Source organism: Microtetraspora sp. NBRC 16547 (genome assembly GCF_030268965.1).
Classification (GTDB): Bacteria; Actinomycetota; Actinomycetes; order Streptosporangiales; family Streptosporangiaceae; genus Microtetraspora.
In genome coordinates, this window is the sequence record NZ_BSSE01000004.1 from 67,922 (window position 1) to 85,916 (window position 17,995).

Genomic DNA, 17,995 nt, shown 5'->3' on the forward strand with positions numbered 1-17,995 from the left:
TGACCTTGTTGCCCAACGTCCCTGGGCAGGCGTTGCCTCGGACGCTGCGGCCCCAACCAGTGCAGTGCACGGGACGTCGGCGAGGGATCAAGGGGCTCCGCACGCGGTTCCCGAAGGGCGCAGGTTTCAGCCGTGGCCGTATCGCCGGCGACGTGGTCGTCCTCAGCAGAGATGCGGACCATGACCGGTCGGGTTGAGCGAAGGGCGGTGGGGGCCACGACGGCGTGGATGGCGGACTTGCGGCTGTGAAGACCGTTGTCGCGGAGCAGGTCCAGGGCGTGAAGAGCGAGTTGGCCTTGGTCGCTGATCCCGCAGGCGGGAACGCTCGTTCGCGAATGACCGTAAAATCCTAATGCATCATCTTTTGTACGGCTTTGTGTAAGAAAGTTCCCGTATTTCGGCATTTAGCAGGGGTCGCTGCGGGAAGATCCGAGGGTATGGCGGGCGGTGCCGGGCTGCTTGAAGCCCTCGGGACGCTGCGACATCAGCTCGATCACGACCTGTTCCCTCTGGAGATCGGGGACGTCGCGGCTGATCGTCGCGCGCTCAAGGAGCTGACCGGGCAGCTCGACGACTACCTGCTGCCCCGGATGGCGGCCATCGACGCGCCCCTGCTGGCGGTCGTCGGCGGCTCCACCGGCGCGGGCAAGTCGACCCTGGTCAACTCCATCACCCAGGTTGACGTCACCGAGCCCGGCGTGCTCCGGCCGACCACCCTCGCGCCCACCCTCGTGGCCGGGCCCGAGGACGCGGAGTGGTTCATGTCCGCCCGGGTCCTCCCCGGTCTCCCCAGGGTCACCGGCCCCGGACCCGGCGAGCCGGGGACGCTGAAGGTGGCCGTGGTGGACGCCCTCTCGCCGGGACTGGCGCTGCTCGACGCCCCCGACATCGACTCGGTCGTCACGGCCAACCGCGAGCTCGCCGCGCAACTCCTCGCCGCCGCCGACCTGTGGCTGTTCGTCACCACCGCGGCCCGTTACGCCGACGAGGTCCCGTGGAGCTTCCTGCGCAGCGCCCGCGAGCGCAGCACGGCCCTGGCGATCGTCCTGCAACGGGTGCCGACCGAGGCCATGGCCCCCGTCACCGCGGACCTGGAACGCCTGCTCCGGGAGAACGGGCTGGCCGGGACGCCCCTCTTCGGCGTTCCCGAGCTGGTCCTCCCCTCGGAGAAGGCGCGGTTGCCCGCTGAGGCCGTACAACCGATCACTGACTGGCTGGCCGCCCTGTCCGCCGACGCGCGGTCCCGCGCCGAAGTGGTACGTCGGACGCTGTCCGGCGCCCTGGACAGCCTCGTCACCCGGGTGCCCGTGCTCGCCGAGCACGCCGACCGGCAGCGGGAGGGCATCGCGGTCCTGCGCGATGTCGCCGAGAAGTCGTACGACTCGGCGATGTCGGCCTTCGACGAGGGGATGCGGGACGGGTCGCTGCTCAGAGGGGAGGTGCTGGCCCGGTGGCAGGACTTCATCGGCACCGGCGACCTGATGCGCGCCCTGGAGTCCCGCGTCGGCCGCGTCCGCGACCGGATCGTCGCGTTCGTCCGGGGGCGGCCGGCCCCGGATCGGGAGCTCCGGGTGGCGCTCGAGACCGGCGTCGAGTCGCTGATCCGCTCGTCGGCGGAAGGGGCGGCCGAGCGTGCGGTGGAGTCCTGGCTGGCCATGCCCGCCGGGCGCGACCTGCTCGAACGCGCGGGCGTCGCCGCCGCGGGGCGGCTCGGCCGCGCGTCGCCCGAGCTGCGCGTCACGGCCGGTGAAGCGGTGCGCGCCTGGCAGGGAGAGGTGCTCGAACTCGTACGCACCGAGGGCGCGAACAAGCGCTTCGCCGCCAGGACCGCCTCCTTCGGCGTGAACGCCCTCAGCCTGATGCTGATGTTCGTCGCCTTCGCCTCAACCGGGGGCATCACCGGCATCGAGATCGGCATCGCGGGAGGCAGCAGCCTGGTGAGCCAGAAGCTGCTGGAGGCCATCTTCGGCGACCAGGCGGTCCGTACGCTGACCCACCAGGCCCGCGCGGATCTGCACAGGCGCGTCCGGGCCGTACTCGACGACGAACTGGCCCGCTTCGCCGCGCTGCTCGACGGCATCGGTCCCGCCGAGGAGACCTCGGCCAACCTGCGGGTCGCCGCGAGGGCCATAGCGGAGCGGAAGGGGGAGCTCCCGGTCGCGCCGACCCCGGACCGCGGGGAGAGCGGACCTTCCGGTGATCCGCGGTGAAGCTGAGGCTGGGCAGGGCCGGCGTCTCGCTGGACGACCGGCTCGCCGCCCTCGCCGAGGCGGCGGACCTGGCCGAGGGACGGCTCGGCTCGGCGGTGATCGAGCAGGCCAGAGGCGTGGTGGCTCGGGCGGGCACGCGGAGCGGTCTCTCGGTCGACCACACCGCCGTCGCCCTCGCCGGAGCGACGGGAAGCGGCAAGTCGTCGCTGTTCAACGTCCTGTCGGGGACGTCGCTCGCCGACGTGGGGGTGACCCGGCCCACGACCGCGCAGGCCCAGGCCGCGCTCTGGGACGCCACCGGGGCGGGGCCGCTCCTCGACTGGCTCGACGTCCCCCGGCGGCACTCGGTGGACGGCGGCGGCCTTTCCGGGCTCATCCTGCTCGACCTGCCGGACCACGACTCGATCGAGCTGACCCACCGCCTCGAGGTCGATCGCCTGGTCGCGGTGGTGGATCTGCTGGTGTGGGTGCTCGACCCGCAGAAGTACGCGGACGCCGCCGTCCACGAGCGCTATCTCCGGCCACTGGCCCGGCACCGGGACGTCATGCTGATCGTGCTCAACCAGATCGACCGGTTGCCGCGTCGCGCGGTCGACCGGTGCCTGACGGATCTGCGCTCGCTCCTCGCCGTCGACGGCCTGTCCAGGGTCCGGGTGGTGGGGGTGTCCGCGGTGACCGGAGAGGGCCTGCCGGAGTTGCGTGCGGCGCTGTCCGCCCAGGTATCCCGTCGTACGGCGTGGGCGTCGCGGCTGGAGGCCGACGCCGCCGCGGCCGCGGGTGCCCTGGCGGGAGGCGGTGACGACACCGCCGGCATCGGAACCGGCATCGGTTCCGGCGCCGGAACCGGAACCCGTGCCGGGTGGATCGTGCCGGGACCCCGGGAGCCGGTCGGATCGGGGGAGGCGCTGGCCGGGTCGTTGATCGGGCCGCTGGTCGGCGCCCTGGAGGTGGCGGCGGCCGTGCCGCTGGTCGTCGAGGCGGTGGCGAAGGCGCACCGGCACCGGGCGGTCGCCGCGACGGGATGGCCGGTGACGCGCTGGCTGCGGAAGCTGCGCCCCGACCCGCTCCGCCGGCTCCACATCGAAGGCGTGGTCGGGACGCCGGGACGGACCTCGGTGCCGGCGGCGACCGCCGTACAGCGTTCGCAGGTGGACACGGCGATCCGTGAGGTCGGCGCCGAGGCCGCCCAGGGGGTGCCCGAGCCGTGGGCGGCGGCCGTCCGGCACGCGGCCCGCTCGCATGTGGGCGAACTGGGGGACGCCCTCGACATGGCGGTGGCCCGGACCTCGCTGGGCGTGTCGCGACGGCCGCGCTGGTGGCGAGCCATGGGAGCGGTGCAGTGGCTGATCTTCGCCGCGCTGATGGCCGGGGCGGCCTGGCTGCTCAGCCTGCTCGCCGTCGCCGCGCTCATGCTGCCTGAACCGCCCACGCCGTCGGTGGGCGAGGTGCCGTGGCCGACCGTGCTGCTGCTGGGAGGGGCGGCCGCGGGACTGGCCGTCGCGCTCGCGTGCCGCGTGTTCGCCTGGCTGGGCGGGCGGCGCAGGGCGCGCAGAGCCGCCGACGCCCTGCGCGCGAGCATCGTCGACGTGGCCGGGCGGCTGGTGCTGGCCCCGGTGAGCGGGGAGCTGGACCGCTACCGCCGTTTCGTCGAGCGGGTCACCCTGGCCAGATCACGCTGAACCATCACGCTGAACCATCACGCTGAACGCCGCCCGCGGTTGGACCGGCCGGCACGGCCGGTCCGACCGGCACGGCTCAGGTGTCGGTGGCGCGGTCGGCCTGCCTGCGGGCGGCGTCCAGCGGGTCGGGCAGCGGGTTCCGGGCCGTCTCGATCTGATGGGGAAGACCGACGGTGATCTCGCTGTCCTCGGCCGCGGCCTTCGCCTCTGCGGCGGCGCGTTCGGCCTCCGCGACGGCCTCGGTCCCCGCCACGAGTTCCTGCGCCCGCTCCTCGCGGTCGCGGGTCGCCGCCGAGCGGGGCAGCGCCTCGGTGAACGCCTTGGAGACGCCCTGCAGCGCCGAGGTGACCTCGCTCGGGATCACCCAGAACGTGTTGCCCTGGCCGTTGGCGAGCTGCGGGAGGACCTGGAGGTACTGGTAGGCGAGCAGCTTGGGATCTGGATCGTTGCGGTGCACCGCCTGGAACACGTTGTCGATCGCCTGCGCCTGCCCCTCGGCCTTGAGGATCTGGGACGTGCGCTCGCCCTCGGCCCGCAGGATCGCGCTCTGCTTCTCGCCCTCGGCGGTGAGGATCTGCGACTGCCGGAGACCCTCTGCGGTGAGGATGGCGGCGCGCTTGTCCCGCTCGGCGCGCATCTGCTTCTCCATCGCCTCCTTGATGGTCCTCGGCGGGTCGATCGCCTTGATCTCGACGCGGTTCACCCGGATGCCCCACTTGCCGGTGGCCTCGTCGAGCACGCCGCGCAACTGGCTGTTGATGGTGTCGCGCGAGGTCAGCGTCTTCTCCAGGTCCATGCCGCCGACGACGTTGCGCAGCGTCGTGACGGTGAGCTGCTCCACGCCCTGGATGAAGTTCGCGATCTCGTACGCCGCCGCGCGCGGGTCGGTGACCTGGAAGTAGAGCACGGTGTCGATGTCGACGACCAGGTTGTCCTCCGTGATCACCGGCTGCGGCTTGAACGAGACCACCTGCTCACGCAGGTCGATCAGCGGCCGTACCCGGTCCACGAAGGGGATCACGAAGTTCAGGCCGGGCCCGAGCGTGCGGTTGTACCGGCCGAGCCGCTCCACGTTGCCCGCGCGGGCCTGCGGGACGATCCGGACGGATCGCAGTACGACGAACACCACCAGCAGGGCGACGATGATTCCCGCGATGACGGATGGGTCCATGCTCACTCCCGTGGATAGACGAGGGCGGTCGCCCCCTCGATCTCGATGACGTCCACCGTGGCACCCGCGGGGATGACGAGGGTCTCGTCATAGGCGCGGGCCGACCACTCCTCGCCGCCGATGCGCACTCGGCCGTCCCGCCCGGTGACTTCCTGGGTCACGTACGCGGGCCGCCCGACGAGCGCGGGCACGCCGAACTGCCGGGCAGGCGCCTGGGTCAGGTGGCGGCGGGCGATCGGCCTGACTCCGGCGACCCCGGCGACCGAGGCGGCGATGAAGACGACGAGCTGTATGCCGATGGGGAACCCGATGGCCGCGACCCCCGCGGTGAGCAGCGCCGCGACGGAGATCAGCCCGAGAGCGGCGGTCAGCGTGAAGATCTCAGCGACTCCCAGCCCCGCGGCCAGGACCAGCCAGATGATCCACGAGTCCATTTCCTCGCCTCCATAGCGATAAACGGATCCCGTTTCGTAGGGGTTCCTTCTTTTACATTAACTCTGTATTGGCTACACGTGATATTTCAGGATTTAAGGGTGGGGATCAAGCTGACGAAGGCCCGGACCGGTTCCGGGGCGCGCAGGGCGCTGCCCTTGATCCAGGCGTCCCAGGGAAGCTGCCAGTAGCCCCAGCCGTTGTTCCACTCCAACGCGCGGTCGGTCCCCGTGACGACGACCGGATCGCCGCGCAGCGCGCTGTCGTAAAACCAGGCCGCCTGGTCGGGGCGGGCGTTCACGCAGCCGTGGCTCACGTTGGCCCGCCCCTGGGCCCACACGTTGTTCTTGGCGTGGACGTATTCGCCGCTGTTGGAAATCCGCACGGCGTGCCCGATCATGACGTTGTAGTATCCGGGATCACCCTTGTGCCGGCCGGGCGAGATCATGCGGACCGGGTCGCCCTTCTCCATCGTCAGGTGGACGCCGCTGGTCGTGGTGTACTCCCTGGTCGTGGCCATGCCGGCGCTGATGGCCATGCGTTGCGCGACCTCGCCGTCCCTGCGCACCACCATCTGGTGGGTGCGCGTGTCGACCGTGCTGACCATGCGCCGGCCGACGGCGAACGAGACCGTGCGGTCGGCCGTGCCGTACGTGCCAGGGGCGGAGCGCACACCCGACAGGTGGGCGGTGAGGACGACGTTCTGCCGGGCCGGCCAGAGCTTCCTGGTGCGGAAGACGACCTGGCTGTCGCTGAACCAGTGCCACGCGCCGTCCACCGGGCCGGTGTAGGCCTTCGTGTACGCCTTGGTGTCGTGCTGGCCGTACGCGGCGGGGGTGGCGATCGGCGTCGCGCGGACCTCCAGAGCCCGCTCCACGGCCCGGCGGTCCTGGACGGGCTGGGTGAACATCACGATGATCGGCATCCCCACGCCGACGGTCTCGTGCTCGTTCGGCGTGATGGAGAGGACGTCGATCGGGCGCTGCGGGCGCAGGGTGCGGAACCGGCCCATCAGCTGGGCCGTGCCGCCGCCGGGGGCGCCCCCCACGGTGGCGCTCGCTATGGCGTTCACGACGTATTCGGTGTCGGGGGCCAGCGTCCAGTCGGACCGCCAGACGGTGCGGGAGGCGTTGAACGTGCCTGGCACGGCCGTGCCACCCGCGTAGGCCGCCAGGGCGGTCAGCGTGCCGTCGTGCGCCTTGACCACGAGCCCCTTGTCCGGCCGGGCCGCGGCCGCGCCGGCGACCGGGGACATCGTGATGCGGGGCATGACGCGCGTCGGCTCCTCGACGGGCGCGGTCACGGCGGAGCAGCCGGTGAGGAGGAGCAGAACGGTCGTCGCCCACGCCACGAAGCGCATCCGCTGCCTGCCTCCTCGGTGCCGATCTAGCACTCCGTAGCAGTATAGGTACTGTCCGTGGCGGAAATGATCCTCCCGGTGACCTCGCCGAGCCCGATCCCGCCCGGGGCGGTCGCGGCGATCGTCACCGTGTCGCCGTCCTCCAGGAAGGCGTGCGTCGTGCCGTCGGCCAGCTTGATCGGTTCGGCGCCGTTCCAGGTCATCTCGATGAGCGAGCCGAAGGCGCCTTCGCTGGAGACCGTCCCGCTGGCGAAGAGGTCGCCGGTGCGGAGCGACGCGCCGTTCGCAGTCATGTGGGCCAGCATCTGGTCGGGGGTCCAGTACATGTCCCGGTACGACGGCGTCGAGATCGTCTCGCCGTTCAGGTCGACGCGCAGCGTGAGGTCGAGTCCCCACGGGGCGTTCCTGCGCAGGTAGTCCAGCGGGGCCGGATCCTGCTCGCGGCCCGGGACGCGCGCCGCCTCGAGGGCCTCCAGGGGCGTGATCCACGGTGAGATCGAGGTGGCGAAGGACTTGCCGAGGAACGGGCCGAGCGGCACGTACTCCCATGCCTGGATGTCCCGGGCGCTCCAGTCGTTGAGCAGGGTGACCCCGAAGACGTGGTCCTCGAACGCCCCGGCCCGCTCGCCCAGCCGGGTCGGCGTGCCGACCACGAAGCCCAGTTCGGCCTCGATGTCGAGCCGGACCGAAGGGCCGAACGACGGCCCCGGCATGCGCTGCCCGCACGGCCGCCTGATCGGGGTCCCCGAGACGACGACCGTTCCGGCCCGCCCGTGGTAGCCGACCGGCAGATGCCGCCAGTTGGGCTTCAACGGCTCATCGTCCGGGCGGAAGATCCGCCCGAGGTTGGACGCGTGTTCCAGGGAGGCGTAGAAGTCGACATAGTCGGCCACCTCGACCGGCAGGTGCATCGTGACCTGGTCGAGCGGGATCAGACGCGGCTCGGCGACGGCCCGGTTCCCGCCGGTCGAGGCGGCGCTCCCGCGCGCGCCCGCGTGTCCGTTCTCGTCGGCGAGGAGGGTCCGCAGACGTGCGCGCGTCTCCCGCCATGCCGTACGGCCTCGGGCGAGGAAGGGGTTGAGACTGGGCGCGGCGAACACCTCGTCGTGTAGCACGGGCGCGAGGTCGAGCACGTGGTCACCCACGCGCACGCCCACCCGCGGCGCCTCTCCGGGGCGCGAGAAAACGCCGTAGGGCAGGTTGTCCAGGCCGAAGAGCGACTCGTCCGCTCCCGGCACCCAGCTTCGCGTCACCGTCGTCCTCTCCGTCGGCCCTATCAGTGGCTCTATCAGTGGCCCTGTCAGTGGCCCTGTCAGTGGCCCTGTCAGGTCGTTCAGCGTGTGGTGGCCCAGGTCCAGGCGTATGCCGGATCCTCGCACGCGAGGGCGGCCGAACCCAGGTCCAGCGGGCGGAACGTGTCGATCATCACGGCCATCTCGCTCGTCTCCGAGTGGCCCTGTCGTACGGCCTCGACGATGGCCTCGACCGCGCCCGGCTGCGGCCCGTGCGTGAACCCGGCCGGGTGCAGCGAGATCGAGCCGATGTCGATGCCGGAGCCCCGGCGCGCCGTGTAGTCGCCGCCGACGTAGAACATCAGCTCGTCGGAGTCCACGTTGTGGTGGTTGTACGGGATCGGCACCGCGTCCGGGTGGAAGTCCAGCGGCCGGGGGCAGAACGAGCAGATCACGAAGCCCGGCCCCTCGAACGTCTGGTGCACCGGCGGCGGCGCGTGCGTCCGCTTAACGATGGGCTCGAAGTCGTGGATGTTGAACGCGTACGGGTAGAGGCAGCCGTCCCAGCCGACCACGTCGAAGGGGTGGTGGGCGTAGGTCAGCCGGGTCAGCCCGCCACGGGTCCGGACCAGCACCTGCACCTCGTCGCCGTCCACGAGCAGCGGCTCGGAGGGCGCGCGCAGGTCGCGCTCGCAGTACGGCGCGTGCTCCAGGAACTGGCCGTACGCGGACAGGTAGCGCCGGGGCGGGCGGATGTGCCCGGCCGCCTCGACGACCAGCGCGGTGAGCGGGCCCGCCGGCACCCAGCGGTGGATCGTGCCCGTGGGGATCACGACGTAGTCGCCCTCGGCCGCCTCCAGCACGCCGTATGTCGACTCGAAGCGGGCCCGGCCGCTCGCGATGTAGACGCACTCGTCGCCCATCGAGTTGCGGTAGAGGTCGCTGGCGGTGTCGGTCGCGACGTACGAGATGCGGACGTCGGAGTTGCCCGCGAGCACCTGCCGTCCGGTCACCAGATCACCGCGGGAGGCGAGATCCGGGGTGCGGAAGTGCCGGGGGGAGAGGGGCAGGTTCGGGGTGAGGCCGGGGGCGGCGAGATCGACGGCCTCCGCCTTCACGATCGCGGTCGGCAGGTGACGGTGGTAGAGGAGCGAGGAATCGGACGAGAAGCCCTCCTCGCCCATGAGCTCCTCCGCATAGAGCCCGCCGTCCGGACGACGGAACTGGACATGGCGCTTGCGTGGCACATCGCCCACGACACGGTAGTACGGCATTGGCCCTCCGCGTACGGAATGCGGACGTCGGTGTCCTCTATACGTACGACGATCCGCCATTGCCGCGTAGATGTCAAACCCTTTGAAGCACAAAGAGACGACTTATCTGGTCATTGCGGGCAGGGCCCGGAAGCCGAGGGAGCCAGCGCACCCCCGGCGCACGACCGGGCGAATGGGAAAACCGTCGAGGTGTCGCGCGAACGGCACGGGCGAGAGGTGCCCCGCGAACGGCACGGGCGGAGGGGCGCCCCGCGAACGGCACGGGCGAGACCCCGGCCTTCAGGACGGGAGCGCGATCAATGGGCGAGGGCCCGGGCCAGCTCGCGCGCCGCCTCGACGACCCGGGGGCCGACCGTCTCGATGTCGAGCAGGCCGAAGGTGACGACCCCCACCGACGCCTCCAGCCACGGAAGCCCCCGGACCGGCGCGGCGATCCCCCGCGCGCCCTCCTGCAACTGGCCTTCCGTCACCAGGAACGGCGGGAGCGCCGTCCCCTCCGGCCCCGCCTCATCGCTCGGACGCACGGCGCCTGCCGCCTCCTCGCGGAGGGCGAGGATGGCGAGCCCGGCCGCTCCGCGGGTGAGCGGGTGCCGGGAGCCTTCGCGATAGGCGAGGTGCATGTCGGTCCATGACGGTTCGACCACGGCGACGGCCACTCCGTCGTCGCCTTCCGCCACGGTGAGATGCGCCGTGGCCCCCACCTGCTCGGCGAGCGCGCGCAGCGCGGGCAACGCGGCCGCGCGCAGCAGGGGCTGTACGGCCTGCGCCATCACGAGCACTCCGAAGCCCAGATGGACCCGTCCGTCCGCGTCACGCCGGGCGAAGCCCTCGTTCTGCAGTGTCGTGATCAACCGGTAGACGACCGGGCGGCTCAGCCCGAGCTCCTGGGCCAGCTCGGTGGGCGTGCGCCCCCGGTTCCCGTCGGCCAGCAGCCGCAGCAGCCGCAGCCCCCGCTCCAGCGTCTGTGCCGATTCCGCCGCCATCATGCTGGCATTATCACCACTTCTGGTCGGACGCCGGGTTCGGCCCGCTCTTGTGAGCCGGGCGGAAATCGCCCACCGTGGGACGGGTGAAGACGGCGATCGTGGTCGGAGCGGGCATCTGGGGGACGTCGCTGGCGCTGCGCCTGGCGGAGGCGGGCTGGCGGGTGACGCTGGTCGAGCAGTACGTCCCGGGACATGTCCGGCAGGCCAGCGCGGGGGAGACGCGGCTGCTGCGGGCCGCGCACGGTTCCGACGAGTGGTACGCGCGGATGGCCAGGCAGGCCAGGGACGCCTGGCGAGAACTCGGCGAGCGGACCGGCGAGGAGCTGTACCTGGAGGCCGGGCTCATGTGGTTCGCCCGGCGGGAGAACGGCTGGGAGAGCGCCAGCGCCCAGGTGATGAAAAATCTCGACATCCCGCATGAGTTCCTCGACCCGGCCGAAGCGGGACGTCGGTTTCCTGACTTCAAGGGGGACGACCTGGCGTTCGTGCTGTACGAGCCGGAGGCCGGGCTGATCCGGGCTCGCCGCGCCACCCAGGTCATGGCCCGGCTCGCCGTCGCGGCCGGGGTCACTCTCGTCCGGGCCAGGGCCCTGCCGTACGGCGGCCCGGAAGGTGATCCGGACGGCGACGCTGGAGGGTCCGGGCGGCCGGCGATCGTCGTCGACGGCGAGGTGTCGCGGGCGGACCGGGTCGTGTGGGCCTGCGGCGGGTGGCTGCCCAGGCTGTTCGACGTCGAGGTGGAGGTGACCCGGCAGGACACGCTGCACTTCGACGTGCCACCGGCGTGGTCCACGCCGCCGTTGCCCGCGTTCTGCGACTACGAGGGATCGGCGTACGGCCACGGGGACGTCGACGGGCTCGGGATGAAGGTCACCAGCGACGTCGAGGGGGAGCCGTTCGACCCCCAGGAGGGCAGTCGCTGTGTCCTACCCGGGAGCGAGGAGCTGGCCCGCGACTATCTGCGGCGCAGGTTCCCCTCCTTATACGGAGCGCCGGTGCTGTACAGCCAGGTCTGCCAGTACACGCTCACCCGCGACGCCGAGTGGATCATCGCCGAGGTGTCCGACGGGATGTGGCTGCTCGGCGGCGACTCCGGGCACGGCTTCAAGCACGCGCCGGCTCTGGCCGCGTACGTGGCGGACATCCTCGACGGCACGCGGGAGGTGGATCCGCGCTTCGGCCTCCACCACCGCGTGCCGTCCCGGGGCCTGCGGACCAGCGGCGGAACCGATCCGCTGCTGGGTGCGTGATGCTCTGTCAGGCGAGCGGGCGACCGCCCTGGAGCCAGGCGCCGAACTCGTCGATGTCGATGAGGCCGTCACCGTCGGTGTCGACCTTGGCGATCACACCCTGGGCGCCCTCGACGGTGATCCGCTCGCCGAGCACCTCCATGAGGCGCACCAGTTCCTCGGCCGAGATCAGGCCGTCATCGTCGCTGTCGACGAGGTCGAACGTCGCCGCGTACTCGCTCATGTCTTCTCCTCGCCCGGCGGCTCGTCGGCGTCCGAGAGCGTCCCCGGCTGTCGGTTCACGTTGGCGAGCAGCACGATAGCCGGATAAGTCACTATCGGTGCCGTTTTGCGGGAAGCCCACGACGGTGTCGTGCACGCTGCCCACAGGATGGACGCGGCTCTGGCCGTGGCCTTCACGGTCCGCTCTGCCGGCACCACGCGGCAGTCGAGTTGGGCCGCTTCGGGGCGGCCCTACGGCGGGCCGACGCCACCGGCGGACCGGCGTCCTTTCGTGGCGGGCCCGTGAGTACGCGTGACGATGACGTCCGGGCCGCCATCCGCGACCTGGGCGCGGATGGCACGGTGGACGGAGATGCCGCGACCGCGGCGTGGGAAGAAGTCCTCCGGCTCCCGCAGTGGGACGGCGAACCCGTCTGGATCCACAGTGACCTGCTGCCGGGAACCCTGCTGGTCCGGGAGGGGAAGCTCAGTTCCGTCATCGATTTCGGCGGGCTGGGCGTCGGCGATCCCGCATGCGACATGATGGTCGCCTGGACCCTGTTCTCGGCCGAGACCCGCGGTCTGTTCCGTGAGGTGTCCGATGTCGACGATGTGACGTGGGCGCGAGGGCGCGGCTGGGCGCTGTGCTTCGGGCTGATGGCCGAGCATTACTACCGCGTCAAGAACCCCATACTCGCCGGCGTCGGCCGACGCGCGATGTTCGAAGCCCTCGCCGACTACCAGTGCGAAGACCGCCGTCTGCTCCTGGTGCGGCCGCTATCCGGCCGCCGCTGCCAGAACCCGCTGCCAGAACACTGTCACGGCCGTGCCCGGCGCTGTCCTCCCGCATCCACGCCACAAGCTATAACTACAGTTATAATAACTGTAGTTATCTATTAGGGGGAGTCGTGGACAAGCCCGCCCACATGTTCGACAGGGACAGCGAGTGGGCCTCCCTTGCCCGCTTTGTGGGGAATCCTGCCCAAGGAGCGACCATCGGGGTCATCTACGGTCGTCGCAGGCAGGGCAAGACCTTTCTCCTCGACGCTCTGTGCCGGGTGGCGGGCGGGTTCTACTTCGCCGCCACGGAGGCGACCGAGACGGAGACGCTGGCGAGGCTCGGCGCCGAACTCGCCGACTACCTGGGGCTTCCTTCGGCCATCGGACTCAACGACTGGTACCAGGCGGTCGACTGGTTGCTCGCGGTGGGGCGGGACCGGCCGACTCCGGTGGTCATCGATGAGTTTCCGTATCTGGTCCAGGCGACGCCCTCGCTGCCCTCGATCATCCAGCGCGCGTACGCGCCCAATCGGAACGAACGAACCCAGTCGCGTACGCGGCTGCTGCTGTGTGGCTCGGCGATGTCCTTCATGGGCAGGCTCCTCACCGGAAACGCTCCGTTGCGAGGCAGAGCGGGACTGGAAATGGTGGTTCCCACCCTCGACTATCGCCTTGCCGCGCGTTTCTGGGAGATCGATGACCCACGCCTGGCCGCGCTGACCCACTCGGTGGTGGGAGGAACCCCTGCTTACCGCACTGAGTTCCTGCACGGAGATCGGCCGGAGAGCCTGAGCGATTTCGGGCCGTGGATCGTACGGAACGTCCTCGACAGGGACAGCCCGCTCTTCCGTGAGGCGCGTCACCTGCTGGCAGAGGAGCCGAACCTTCGGGACCAGGGTTTGTACCACTCCGTGCTCTCTGCCATCGCGGCCGGCAGCAATGCGCGCAGCGGCATCGCGTCCTTCATCGGACGTAAGGCGACGGACCTCGCACATCCCCTGACAGTTCTCGAGGACGCGGGACTCGTCAGACGCGAGGAGGACACCTTCCGGGCGGCACGCACGACGTACTGCATCGCCGAGCCGCTCGTGACCTTCTACCACGCGGTCATGCGACCGGAATGGTCCCGGCTTGACCGAGCCGGTCAGGCGGCCCGGGTGTGGGAGGAGAGCGGCGACAGATTTCGCGGGCGGGTCGTCGGCCCGCACTTCGAGGCGCTGTGTCGTGATTGGGCCCAGTTCTACGCGGCTCCCGATACCTTCGCGGCCTCGCCGTCGCATGTCGGTCGGGGGGTCGTCAATGACGCGGCACGTCGCACGAGCCACGAGGTGGATGTGGTGGTGACCGGATCCGCGACGGGGAGCAGGCGTCCACTGCTGGCGATCGGTGAGGCGAAGTGGGGAGAGCGCGTCGGACTGGGCCATGTGGAACGTCTACGGCGGATCCGTGAGGTGCTCCAGGGCCGCGCGGACATCGATGCCTCCGCCACACGGCTGATGCTCTTCAGCGCGGCGGGATTCACTGATGAGCTTCGCGATCTCGCGTTGGGTGACGACGAGGTGCGGCTCGTCCACGTGGCCGATCTTTACCGAGAGGTTTGAGGCGAAGCCCTCGTGCGCGGGGCCAGTGGATTCCGGGTGGGATACAAGCGGGGCGGGCCATGGTGATCTGGTGCTGTACGTGCTCGGCGTACGGCGCGGCCGCAGAACGGCGGTGATCGCCGGAAGCGTGGTCGCCGCCGTGTCGCTCGTCATGATGATCGTGGGCGTTGCCGCCGCCTTGATGTGATCATTAGGGTTTCGCCCCTATGGGAGTCAAGATCCCCTTATGGGCCGCGCGAGCCGCGCTTGTGACCTGGTTGGGGGCGGTCGCCGCCGCCGGGTACCCCACCTGGGAGTGGTGGCGGTTCCAATCCGAGGTCGGCGAGAGCGTCTCGGGCGCTCTGTGCCTGGGCTGGGGGTTCGGTTCCGGGTGGGCGGATGGGCTGTTGTCACCGGCCCGGACGGACATCGAGAGGATCCTGGACGCCTCCGAGATGTGGGCGGTTCCCGCGCTGCTGGTCGTCGGGGCCTTTCTCGCCGGTCGCGGCTCCGGGGATCCGCTGGTGCCCGGACGGCGCGCGGCCACCGTGCTCGCCCTCATGGCGGTCCTCCGGCCGCTCACGTGGAGCTATTTCGACAGCGCAGCGTGCGGCCCCGTGCCCATGCTCAGCAGGGCCTGGTTCGCCGAGGTGGCCGACGCCTGGGGAAGCGCGGAGACGGCCTGGCTGGCAGCCGCGCTACTGGTGTTGCTCGCGTCGATGCTCACGCCACGCGGGCCGCGAGCGCCGCTCCCGCTCGCGGTCGTGACCACGCCGAGCGGGCCGGGCATGTCGAGTGGACCGGGCATGTCGAGTGGACCGGGCACGCAGTTCCCCGTCTTTCCAGGGATGTTCGCCGCGTCCATGGCGCCCGTCGCCGTCCTTCCCGCCCGCGGGGCGTCCGTGCCGTACGAGCACAGAGGTATGGCCTGGCGGCGGTCGGTGGCGCTCCTGGTCGACTATCTGATCGTCGTCCACATCCTGGGGGCCGTTCTTGGAGGGTTGCTGTCCGTGATCCCCGGCGTCTCCGGGCCCAGCCTGGAGTACGGGGTGCTCAACCGGGTGGCCTCGTGGCCGCTCGACTTCGAGCCGAGCTCGCACGCGATCATGCTGGCGAGCTTTCTCTATTTCTGGTCGCAGTATGTGCTGCGGGGGCGGACGCTCGGCCAGTGGCTGCTCGGCCTGCGGGTCGTCCCCGCAGGTCCCATGATCACAAGGCTCGTCGTGGACGTGCTCGCGGGTCCGAGCGCCGACCCGGTAGCGACCACACCGGTCGTGGCGGGCGGCCCTGCGCTGCCGGGCGCCACCGGGGCGGGTGCGGTGGCGGGGCCGGACGGTATCCGGCGTCCGCACGGACTGCGGGGGAGACGGGCGGCACTGCGCGCGCTGGTCTTCCCGATCCTCGCACTGCTGCCCGAGACCGGGTTGGTCGTTCTGATCGCGGACGCCGTAGTGGCGTTGCTCGCTTCGGACGGCCGCGCCCTCCATGACCTCGCGGCGGGCACCGCTGTCGTACGCACCCGGGGCTTTCATTCACCGCGTCTCACACCGCTCCGGAACCACCGCGCACGACGATCAGGCGACGTACGACATGGACCTCGGGGAACACCAGGGGACTGGTACGGAAGAGGCGGAACGGGCATGGTGGACGCAGGAGACGCCGGCTGAGCGGGACGTGGCCTTCGAGCATCGCCGCCGACCGAATATGCTGGCGCTACGTCAGTTTCATATCCCAGAGGGAGAACTTTGCGATGTACAAGGAATTCGCCGGCGAGGTCGTGATGTGGATGATCCCCGTCGTCGTCCTTCTGGGACTCGCTGTCCTGATCACCACGACGGCCTGACGCACCGAGCGTCCAGCAGCACCAGCAGTACGCCTCCAAGCGACTGAGCGACACCTCTCGAAGAGGCCGGGCCACGAGGTCCGGCCTTTTTGCTGCCCGGAGCTGAACGCCTCCGGTATCCGGGCACCTCCCATGCCCAGGCGTGCCCACCCCACACGTCGCTCGACACCTCGCTGTCCCCGCCGCGATCCCGCCTGCCGCAGTGCCGCCCGCCGCGCTTGGTCGTCCTTGGGCACGCCGGTCACGCTACGCGGCCTTCCGTGCACGCCTTCCACCAGATTGAGGGCGCAATTCGGACAAATCCCCGTGAACTCTGCATGTCGCTCATGAGTTCACAAAAGTGTCATGGTCATTGACCTTGATTTGGTTGAGTTGATCATGTGATACTGCGCGCAAGGTGTCCGTGATGCGAGGGGGAATCGCACAGCGGAACGCGGCAGGAGGGGCGAGGGAAAGCGGAGGTACGGACGGGGCTGGGCGGCGTCATAGCGGCCTATTCGAGTACCGACCCACGTCGAGCGCAATGGTGGCGCGTGACGCGATGCCCTCGGGGCGCCTGGGCCGACCTTGTCGGTGAGGCGACCGTGGGCGTTGTATGCAGCGCTTATGAATTCCTGCTGGGAGAAAGTCGAAATGTCAACCGGTGTGACCGAGGTGGCTCGCGAGCCCAGGACGCTTCCCTTCTACCGTTCGCTGACACGGTACACGCGCGACCCAATCCGGGCCTTCGAGGAGGCAGGGAAAGAGGCGAACGGCGAACTCGTCCGCCTCAACATGGGTCCCTTCAAGCCCTACCTGGTGTCGCATCCCGACCACGTCCAGCACGTCCTGCGCGCCAACTGGTCGAACTACGTACGCGAGGGCATGTTCTGGGATCCGTTGAAGCCCCTGATCGGTGACGGCATCCTCTCCGACGGGGACACCTGGAAGGAAAGTCGCAAGATCCTTCAGCCGCTGTTCACCGCCAAGTACGTGGACTCGCTCACCGAGAACATGGCGGAGATCCTCACCGAGCAGATCGAGGAGACGATCCGGCCTGGCGAGCCGTTCGACCTGGTCACCGCCATCTCCCAGATCGTGCACCCGACGATCGTCCGGCTCTTCTTCGGTGACAAGATCTCCCGCGAGGACATCGCCCAGCTCGTTCCCGCATACGACACCGCCGTCACCGCCAAGGCGATCCGGCTGGTCCTGCCGTTCGTCCCGGGAGGCTTCCCGCTGCCGGGAGACAAGGCGTTCGAGCGCTCCGTGAAGACGATCAACGAGGTCGCGTACGCCCGGATCAAGGAGATCCGCAACCAGGACAACGATGATCGTGACGTCGTCTCCATCGTCTGCCGCGCGCGCGGCGGGGAGCTCGGGGAGATCGGCGACAAGAAGATCCGGGACGACGTCGTCAGCATGCACGGCGCCTCCACCGAGACATCCGCGACCGCGCTCACCTGGGTGTGGGTGGCCCTCGACAAGCACCCCGACCTCGCGGCGCGGGTCTACGAGGAGATCGACCGGGTGGTCGGGGGTGACCCGATCAGCGCGAAGCACCTGCCCGAGCTGCGCTACCTGAAGATGTTCCTCAGCGAGTTGCTCCGGCTCTATCCGGCGGGCTGGCTCCTGCCGCGCATGGCGGTGAAGGACGACGTCATCGGCGGCGTGACGATCAAGGCGGGCTCCACGGTCATGGTCAGCCCTTACCTGACGCACCGGCTGCCCGAGTTCTGGGACCGCCCGCTCGAGTTCGACCCGGAGCGTTTCGCCCCGGAGCATGAGGAGCGGCGGAACCGCTGGGCGTACGTGCCTTTCGGTGGCGGGCCGCACCAGTGCCTCGGGCAGCACCTGTTCATGCTGGAGGCGCTGCTGCTCGTCGGTGGGATACTCAGCAAGTACCGGCCGGTCCTGCGCTCGGCGTCGCAGGTCACCCCCCGGCTGGCCTCGTCGCTGCGGCCGAACCAGAACGTCCAGATGACCCTCGTGCCGGTCGAGCGCGCCTGATCATGCAC

14 protein-coding genes are annotated in these 17,995 nt (G+C 70.2%); 7 read left to right on the top strand and 7 right to left on the bottom strand.

The window, feature by feature from the left end:
• The first annotated feature begins 437 nt into the window (after positions 1–437).
• A complete protein-coding gene (locus QSK17_RS07780) occupies positions 438–2,210 on the top strand; it encodes a GTPase family protein (protein ID WP_285703828.1) in 1,773 nt (590 codons plus the stop codon).
• Positions 2,207–3,889 (top strand): GTPase, encoded by a 1,683-nt coding sequence (locus QSK17_RS07785; RefSeq protein WP_285703829.1) that lies wholly within the window; start codon positions 2,207–2,209, stop codon positions 3,887–3,889. The genes QSK17_RS07780 and QSK17_RS07785 overlap by 4 nt, the downstream gene beginning before the upstream one ends.
• Positions 3,890–3,965: 76 nt before the next feature.
• Here the strand turns inward: QSK17_RS07785 and QSK17_RS07790 are convergent, their stop codons facing one another.
• The 6 genes from QSK17_RS07790 to QSK17_RS07815 all read right to left on the bottom strand — a co-directional run bounded on the left by QSK17_RS07790 (position 3,966) and on the right by QSK17_RS07815 (position 10,344).
• On the bottom strand, positions 3,966–5,060 hold the full coding sequence (locus QSK17_RS07790; RefSeq protein WP_285703832.1) for an SPFH domain-containing protein: 1,095 nt from the start codon (positions 5,058–5,060) through the stop codon (positions 3,966–3,968).
• A gap of 2 nt (positions 5,061–5,062) precedes the next feature.
• Positions 5,063–5,494, bottom strand: coding sequence for an NfeD family protein (locus QSK17_RS07795; protein ID WP_285703834.1), 432 nt, complete (start codon positions 5,492–5,494; stop codon positions 5,063–5,065).
• A gap of 86 nt (positions 5,495–5,580) precedes the next feature.
• Positions 5,581–6,852, bottom strand: coding sequence for a L,D-transpeptidase (locus QSK17_RS07800; protein WP_285703836.1), 1,272 nt, complete (start codon positions 6,850–6,852; stop codon positions 5,581–5,583).
• Positions 6,853–6,878: 26 nt separating this feature from the next.
• A complete protein-coding gene (gene fahA, locus QSK17_RS07805; RefSeq protein ID WP_285703837.1) occupies positions 6,879–8,105 on the bottom strand; it encodes a fumarylacetoacetase in 1,227 nt (408 codons plus the stop codon).
• Positions 8,106–8,185: 80 nt separating this feature from the next.
• Positions 8,186–9,358 (bottom strand): homogentisate 1,2-dioxygenase, encoded by a 1,173-nt coding sequence (locus tag QSK17_RS07810; RefSeq protein ID WP_285703838.1) that lies wholly within the window; start codon positions 9,356–9,358, stop codon positions 8,186–8,188.
• A gap of 296 nt (positions 9,359–9,654) precedes the next feature.
• Positions 9,655–10,344 carry a helix-turn-helix domain-containing protein gene (locus tag QSK17_RS07815; protein ID WP_285703839.1) on the bottom strand — a complete coding sequence of 230 codons (690 nt, stop codon included), beginning with the start codon at positions 10,342–10,344 and terminating at the stop codon, positions 9,655–9,657.
• An 83-nt stretch (positions 10,345–10,427) separates the two neighbouring features.
• On the opposite strand from QSK17_RS07815, the gene QSK17_RS07820 reads away from it, so the two are divergent.
• A complete protein-coding gene (locus QSK17_RS07820) occupies positions 10,428–11,594 on the top strand; it encodes an NAD(P)/FAD-dependent oxidoreductase (protein ID WP_285703840.1) in 1,167 nt (388 codons plus the stop codon).
• Between the two features lie 7 nt (positions 11,595–11,601).
• On the opposite strand, the gene QSK17_RS07825 is transcribed toward QSK17_RS07820, so the two are convergent.
• Entirely contained in the window at positions 11,602–11,817 is a 216-nt protein-coding gene (locus QSK17_RS07825) for an EF-hand domain-containing protein (protein WP_285703841.1), read from the bottom strand.
• An 83-nt stretch (positions 11,818–11,900) separates the two neighbouring features.
• On the opposite strand from QSK17_RS07825, the gene QSK17_RS07830 reads away from it, so the two are divergent.
• The 4 genes from QSK17_RS07830 (at position 11,901) to QSK17_RS07845 (ending at position 17,987) form a co-directional block, all read left to right on the top strand.
• Entirely contained in the window at positions 11,901–12,695 is a 795-nt protein-coding gene (locus QSK17_RS07830) for a phosphotransferase (protein WP_285704161.1), read from the top strand.
• Between the two features lie 8 nt (positions 12,696–12,703).
• The gene (locus QSK17_RS07835; RefSeq protein WP_285703842.1) at positions 12,704–14,176 is read left to right on the top strand and encodes an AAA family ATPase; all 1,473 of its coding nucleotides are present in this window, start codon (positions 12,704–12,706) and stop codon (positions 14,174–14,176) included.
• Positions 14,177–14,424: 248 nt separating this feature from the next.
• A complete protein-coding gene (locus QSK17_RS07840; protein WP_285703843.1) occupies positions 14,425–15,822 on the top strand; it encodes an RDD family protein in 1,398 nt (465 codons plus the stop codon).
• An 809-nt stretch (positions 15,823–16,631) separates the two neighbouring features.
• Positions 16,632–17,987, top strand: a complete 1,356-nt coding sequence (locus tag QSK17_RS07845; protein WP_285703844.1) for a cytochrome P450 — start codon at positions 16,632–16,634, stop codon at positions 17,985–17,987.
• The last annotated feature ends 8 nt before the right edge of the window (positions 17,988–17,995 follow it).

What these genes read in the sequence shown, in the direction of transcription:
- QSK17_RS07780 (WP_285703828.1), top strand. Translation starts at nt 438, where the DNA reads ATGGCGGGCGGTGCCGGGCTGCTTGAAGCCCTCGGGACGCTGCGACAT.
- QSK17_RS07790 (WP_285703832.1), bottom strand. Translation starts at nt 5,060, where the DNA reads ATGGACCCATCCGTCATCGCGGGAATCATCGTCGCCCTGCTGGTGGTG.
- QSK17_RS07795 (WP_285703834.1), bottom strand. Translation starts at nt 5,494, where the DNA reads ATGGACTCGTGGATCATCTGGCTGGTCCTGGCCGCGGGGCTGGGAGTC.
- QSK17_RS07800 (WP_285703836.1), bottom strand. Translation starts at nt 6,852, where the DNA reads ATGCGCTTCGTGGCGTGGGCGACGACCGTTCTGCTCCTCCTCACCGGC.
- QSK17_RS07810 (WP_285703838.1), bottom strand. Translation starts at nt 9,358, where the DNA reads ATGCCGTACTACCGTGTCGTGGGCGATGTGCCACGCAAGCGCCATGTC.
- QSK17_RS07815 (WP_285703839.1), bottom strand. Translation starts at nt 10,344, where the DNA reads ATGATGGCGGCGGAATCGGCACAGACGCTGGAGCGGGGGCTGCGGCTG.
- QSK17_RS07825 (WP_285703841.1), bottom strand. Translation starts at nt 11,817, where the DNA reads ATGAGCGAGTACGCGGCGACGTTCGACCTCGTCGACAGCGACGATGAC.
- QSK17_RS07845 (WP_285703844.1), top strand. Translation starts at nt 16,632, where the DNA reads ATGTCAACCGGTGTGACCGAGGTGGCTCGCGAGCCCAGGACGCTTCCC.